This window comes from Candidatus Polarisedimenticolaceae bacterium (assembly GCA_036376135.1).
GTDB lineage: Bacteria > Acidobacteriota > Polarisedimenticolia > Polarisedimenticolales > DASRJG01 > DASVAW01.
On record DASVAW010000049.1, the window covers coordinates 1 to 5,361 of the forward strand.

The window sequence follows — 5,361 nt, forward strand, 5'->3', positions numbered from 1 at the left end:
GCGCGCTCGCGCGAGAGGCCGCCCGGCCCGAGCGCGGACAGACGCCGCTTGTGCGTCACCTCGGAGAGCGGGTTCGTCTGGTCCATGAACTGCGACAGCTGGCTCGAGCCGAAGAACTCCTGGATCGCCGCCATCACGGGCTTGGCGTTGATCAGGTCGTTGGGCATGGCCGTCGTCATTTCCTGGTAGACGGACATCTTCTCCTTGATCGCGCGTTCCATCCGGACGAGGCCGATCCGGAACTGGTTCTCGAGGAGCTCGCCCACGGACCGGACGCGCCGGTTGCCGAGGTGGTCGATGTCGTCGGTCTCGCCCACGCCCTTGCGGAGCTTGAGCAGGTACCGGAGCACGTCGACGAAGTCCTCCTTCGAGGGGGTGCGGTCCTGGTCGGCGCGCCAGCGCTGCGCGACCTGCGGCGGCCACGCGGGGTCGGGGCCGTCGGTCGCCTCGTGGCCGGCCGTCGAGCCGTAGAGCTTCGTGTTGAACTTGAGCCGGCCGACCCGCGAGAAGTCGTAGCGGCCCGGGTCGTTGAACATGCTGTCGAACAGGTTGCGGGACGACTCGACGGTCGGCGGATCGCCGGGGCGGAGCTTGCGGTAGATCTCGACGAGCGCCGCGACCTGCATCGCGTTCGCGTGCTTGGGCGAGAACTGCTGGGCCTGCTCCTTGGTCGAGTCCTTCTTGAGGGTCTCGAGGAGGATCGAGCCCACGTCCTCGGACTCGGGGAAGATCAGCTCGACCTCGGTGCCGTCCGCGGCGGACACCTTCTCGAGCGCCTCGCCCGCGAGCGGCGTCAGGGCGTCCGCGAGGACCTCGCCGGTCGCCCCGTCCACCGCGTCGCCGATCAGGTGGGCGCCGTCGAGCTCGGTCGCCTCGACGGGAATCCACTCGATGCCCGCCGATGCGAGCGCCTCGACCTGCTCCGAGCGGATCTTGCGCCCCTTCTTGACGATCTCCTCGCCGGACTTCGGGTGCGTGACGGCGCCGCGGGGCTTGCGGCCCTCGAGACCGGAGCCGACCCGGAACTCGGGCTTGCCTCCGGCGAAGCGCGCGCGCACCGGCGTGTAGAACGCGCGGAGGATCGAGGCGTCGTCCTCGATCCCGAGCGCGCGCAGGAACACCGTCGCCGGGAACTTGCGCTTCCGGTCGATCTTCACGTACAGGACGTTCTTCTGGTCGAACTCGAACTCCACCCACGAGCCGCGGTACGGGATGATCTTCGCGACGTAGGAGGTCTTGAGCGGGTCCGACTGGAAGAACACTCCGGGGCTACGATGCAGCTGGGAGACGATGACCCGCTCGGTCCCGTTCACGATGAAGGTCCCGTGCTCGGTGAGCATCGGAACCTCGCCGAAGTAGACCTCCTGCTCCTTGATGTCGCGGATCGTGCGCGCGTCGGTGTCGGGGTCCTTGTCGTAGACGACCAGCTGGATCGTGACCTTGAGCGGCACCGTGTAGGTCTGGCCGCGCTCCTGGCACTCGTGGACGTCGTACTTGAACTTGAGCCCGACGGGGTCGCCGCACTGCTCGCATTCCCGGACGATCACCGGCGTGAGGTTGCCGCAGTGCTCGCACACGACGTCGGTGCCCCGCGCCTCGGGCGCGATCAGCCGGCGTCCGCAGGCCCGGCACTCGCTGCGCAGGTGCTCGATCCCCTGCAGCTCGCCGCACTTGCACTCCCAGTTCCCGATCGTGTAGTCGACGAACTCCAGAGAGCACGTCTGACGGAAGTCGCGGATCGGGAAGATCGACTTGAACACGGCCTGCAGGCCCGCGTTCTCGCGATCGGCCGGAGCGGTGCGCATTTGCAGGAACCGCTCGTACGAGCGTTTCTGCACCTCGATCAGGTTGGGGATCGGGATGGCGGTCCGGATCCGGGAGAACTCGACGCGCTTCAGAGAAGGAATCCGCAGGGTCTCGGGCATCGCGATTCAAACCCCCAGTGCGGCGGCACGGTGCGGCCGCCCGTTCGAGGAGTAAGGCGCCCCCGGGGTACGTTCGGGGATCGGGCGCCCCGGGGAGACGGTGCCCCGCCGCCCCCGGGAGGGGGACGGCGGGCCCTGACACATCGGCGACGCGTCCGTACTACTGGATCTCGACCTTGGCGCCTTCGGCCTCGAACTTCTTCTTGATGGCCTCGGCCTCGTCCTTCGTCACGGCTTCCTTGACGGTCTTCGGCGCGCCGTCGACGAGATCCTTGGCCTCCTTCAGGCCCAGGCTCGTGACCTCGCGGACGACCTTGATGACGTTGATCTTCTTGTCGCCCACTTCCTTGAGGATGACGTTGAACTCCGTCTTCTCCTCGACCGGGGCGGCGGCGGCGGCACCCGCGCCCGCCACGGCCGCGACGGCGACCGGGGCGGCGGCGGAGACGCCCCACTTCTCCTCGAGCATCTTGACGAGCTGAGCGGCCTCGATGACGGTCAGCGAGCTCAGGTTTTCCGCGATGGTCTGCAGATCGGCCATGGTACGAATCCTCCGTCGTGGCTACCGGTTCGTGCGGCGCCCGTTCGAATCATTCCCTTGCGACAGGCCCGGCGCCGCGCGCCGACGGCCCGAATCTCCCGTTCAGTTCGCCTCGCCCTCGAGCTTCTCGCGACGGGCGTCGATCGCCCGGGCCACCTGGCCGGCGGGCGTGTTGAGCAGCCGGACGAGCATCGTCGCCGGCGTGTTGAGCAGCGCGAGCAGCTGCGCGCGCAGCTCCGGAAGTCCCGGCATCGTCGAGAGCGTCTTCACGCCGGCGTCGCCGTCGAGGACGTCCCTCGCGTCGACGACCGCCGCGACGAGCTTGAGCTGCGGGTTGTCCTTCACGAACTCGGTCACGACCTTGGCGATCGCGACCGGATCGTCCGGATGGCTGGCGAGACCGCAGGTCCCGACCAGGCGGGTCTGGATCTTGTCGACCGCGGTCCCCACGGCGGCCCGGCGCGCGAGCCGGTTCTTGAGGACGTGGAACGTCCCGCCCGCCGCGCGCACGCGCCGGCGAAGCTCGTTCGACTGGTTGGCGGTCAGGCCCTTGAAGTCCGTGAGCACGAGGTGGGGGCTCTTGCGGAACACCTCCACCATCGACTCGACGTGGGCGGCTTTCTCCGTGCGGTTCACGTCGCTCTCCCCTAGGCCGTCGGCAGCTCGACGGCGGCCTCGTCGATCGAGATCGACGGGCCCATCGTCGAGGACATGTAGATCGACTGGACGTACTTGCCCTTGGCCGCCGCGGGCTTGGCGCGCAGGACCGCGTGGATCACGGCGAGGGCGTTCTCCTCGATCTTCTTGTCGGCGAACGACATCTTGCCGACCGGCACGTGGATGATCGCCGTCTTGTCGACGCGGAACTCCACCTTGCCGGCCTTGATCTCGCGCACCGCGTTCGCGACGTCGAAGGTCACCGTGCCGGTCTTCGGGTTGGGCATCAGCCCGCGGGGCCCGAGCACCTTACCGAGTTTCCCGACGTCCTTCATCATGTCCGGCGTCGCCACGACGGCCTCGAAATCGGTCCAGCCCTCCTGGATCTTCGCCACCACGTCGGCGCCGCCGACGTGATCGGCCCCGGCCTCGAGGGCCTCGCGACCCTTCTCGCCTCCGGCGATCACGACCACGCGCTTGGACTTCCCCGTCCCGTGGGGCAACACCACCGTGCCGCGGACCATCTGGTCGGCGTGCTTCGGGTCGACCCCGAGGCGCATGTGCACCTCGACGGTCTCGTCGAACTTGGCGAACGCGGCCTTGCGCATCGTGGCGACGGCCTGGTCCACCGGATAGGGGCGCTGCTCCACCTTCTTCAGCGCCTCGAGGTACTTGCGTCCGTGTCTGGGCATCGCGTTCGGACTCCCTCCTGAGGTTTCGCTAACCGACGATCTCGATCCCCATGGACCGAGCGCTTCCTTCGATGATCCGCACCGCGGCGGCGACGTCCGTCGTGTTCAGGTCGGGGAGCTTCATCCTGGCGATCTCCTCGACCTGGGCCCGGCTGACCTTGCCGACCTTGTTCTTGTTCGGGACGCCCGACCCCTTCTCCACCTTCGCCGCACGCGCGAGCAACACGCCCGCGGGGGGGGTCTTGGTCACGAACGTGAACGAGTGGTCCTGGAACACGGTGATGACGACGGGGGTGACGATCCCCTCGCCCTTCGCCGTGCGGGCGTTGAACTGCTTGCAGAACTCCATGATGTTCACGCCCTGCTGGCCGAGCGCCGGTCCCACGGGAGGGGCCGGGGTCGCCTTGCCGGCGGGAATGTGGAGCTTGATGTAGCCGGTGATCTTCTTCGCCATCTCACACCTTCTGGACTTGCGTGAACTCGAGCTCGACCGGGGTCGAACGCCCGAAGATCGTGACCATGACCTTCAGGGTCGAGCGGTCCTCGTTGACCTCCTCGACCTGCCCCGTGAAATTGCTGAACGGCCCGTCCGTGATCCTGACCGCCTCGCCCGATCGGAACTCGAGCTTGGGCTTGGGCTTCTCGGTCGCGACCGCGGTCTGGTGGACGATGCGGTCGACCTCGGCGTCGGTCAGCGGCACCGGCTTGTTGCCGGTGCCCACGAAGCCGGTCACCTTCGGGGTGTTCTTCACCACGTGCCACGCGGTGTCGGACATCTCCATCTTCACGAGCACGTAGCCCGGGAAGAACTTCCGCGTCGACCGGGTCTTCTTGCCCTCGCGGACCTCCACCACCTCCTCGGTCGGGATGAGGATGTCCTCGATCGCGTCGCCCATTCCCATCGCCTCGGCCCGCTGGCGAAGGCTGTCCTTCACCTTGGCCTCGAAACCCGAGTAGGTATGAACGATGTACCACTGCTTCGACACGGCGACCCCCGTCACGTCAGCGCCCGAACATCTTCTGGACGAGGTCCAGGACCCGGACGATGAGCAGGTCGGCCGCGTAGAGGTACGCGGCCGTGATGAGGACCGCGACGATCACGACGATCGTCGTCCCCTGAACTTCCTTGGGGAGGGGCCAGGTCGTCTTCTGGAGCTCCGCCCACACCTCGACAAGGAACTGCTTGCCGCGGACGAACGGGTTCGGCTTCTTCTCGGTCGCTTCCAATGTCGTCACCGCCTTGGCGCCGCGGGGCGCGGGTTAGCGGGTTTCCTTGTGCGACGTGTGCTTGCGGCAGAAGCGGCAGTACTTCGAGAACTCGAGCTTGCCGCTCGTCGTCTTCTTGTTCTTGGTCGTGACGTAGTTGCGACGCTTGCAGCCGCCGCACTGGAGCGTGATGTTCTCGCGCATGGTCCTTCCCGCCTACTCGAGGATCTCGGTGACGGTGCCCGCACCCACCGTGCGGCCACCCTCGCGGATCGCGAAACGAAGCCCCTTGTCCATCGCGATCGGCGTGTGCAGCGTCACTTCCAGCGTCACGTTGTCC

At 67.4% G+C, this 5,361-nt stretch carries 9 protein-coding genes; all 9 read right to left on the reverse strand.

Features of this window, described 5'->3' with window-relative positions:
* On the reverse strand, positions 1–1,925 hold a 1,925-nt coding region (locus VF139_04585; protein ID HEX6850662.1), incomplete at its 3' end, for a hypothetical protein.
* 160 nt (positions 1,926–2,085) lie between these two features.
* Positions 2,086–2,466 carry a 50S ribosomal protein L7/L12 gene (gene rplL / locus VF139_04590; protein HEX6850663.1) on the reverse strand — a complete coding sequence of 127 codons (381 nt, stop codon included), beginning with the start codon at positions 2,464–2,466 and terminating at the stop codon, positions 2,086–2,088.
* A gap of 102 nt (positions 2,467–2,568) precedes the next feature.
* Entirely contained in the window at positions 2,569–3,102 is a 534-nt protein-coding gene (gene rplJ, locus VF139_04595) for a 50S ribosomal protein L10 (GenBank protein HEX6850664.1), read from the reverse strand.
* Between the two features lie 11 nt (positions 3,103–3,113).
* Positions 3,114–3,815 carry a 50S ribosomal protein L1 gene (rplA, locus tag VF139_04600; GenBank protein HEX6850665.1) on the reverse strand — a complete coding sequence of 234 codons (702 nt, stop codon included), beginning with the start codon at positions 3,813–3,815 and terminating at the stop codon, positions 3,114–3,116.
* 28 nt (positions 3,816–3,843) lie between these two features.
* Positions 3,844–4,269: a 50S ribosomal protein L11 gene (rplK, locus tag VF139_04605; protein HEX6850666.1), complete on the reverse strand. Its 426-nt coding sequence runs from the start codon at positions 4,267–4,269 to the stop codon at positions 3,844–3,846.
* A gap of 1 nt (position 4,270) precedes the next feature.
* A complete protein-coding gene (nusG, locus tag VF139_04610; GenBank protein ID HEX6850667.1) occupies positions 4,271–4,801 on the reverse strand; it encodes a transcription termination/antitermination protein NusG in 531 nt (176 codons plus the stop codon).
* A 16-nt stretch (positions 4,802–4,817) separates the two neighbouring features.
* Positions 4,818–5,051, reverse strand: a complete 234-nt coding sequence (gene secE / locus VF139_04615; protein ID HEX6850668.1) for a preprotein translocase subunit SecE — start codon at positions 5,049–5,051, stop codon at positions 4,818–4,820.
* A 24-nt stretch (positions 5,052–5,075) separates the two neighbouring features.
* Positions 5,076–5,225 (reverse strand): 50S ribosomal protein L33, encoded by a 150-nt coding sequence (gene rpmG / locus VF139_04620; GenBank protein HEX6850669.1) that lies wholly within the window; start codon positions 5,223–5,225, stop codon positions 5,076–5,078.
* A gap of 12 nt (positions 5,226–5,237) precedes the next feature.
* On the reverse strand, positions 5,238–5,361 hold a 124-nt coding region (gene tuf, locus VF139_04625), incomplete at its 5' end, for an elongation factor Tu (GenBank protein HEX6850670.1).

Bases quoted from the DNA above. Each gene is read 5' to 3' on its own strand.
- rplL (HEX6850663.1), bottom strand. From the start codon at position 2,466: ATGGCCGATCTGCAGACCATCGCGGAAAACCTGAGCTCGCTGACCGTC.
- rplA (HEX6850665.1), bottom strand. From the start codon at position 3,815: ATGCCCAGACACGGACGCAAGTACCTCGAGGCGCTGAAGAAGGTGGAG.
- rplK (HEX6850666.1), bottom strand. From the start codon at position 4,269: ATGGCGAAGAAGATCACCGGCTACATCAAGCTCCACATTCCCGCCGGC.
- rpmG (HEX6850669.1), bottom strand. From the start codon at position 5,225: ATGCGCGAGAACATCACGCTCCAGTGCGGCGGCTGCAAGCGTCGCAAC.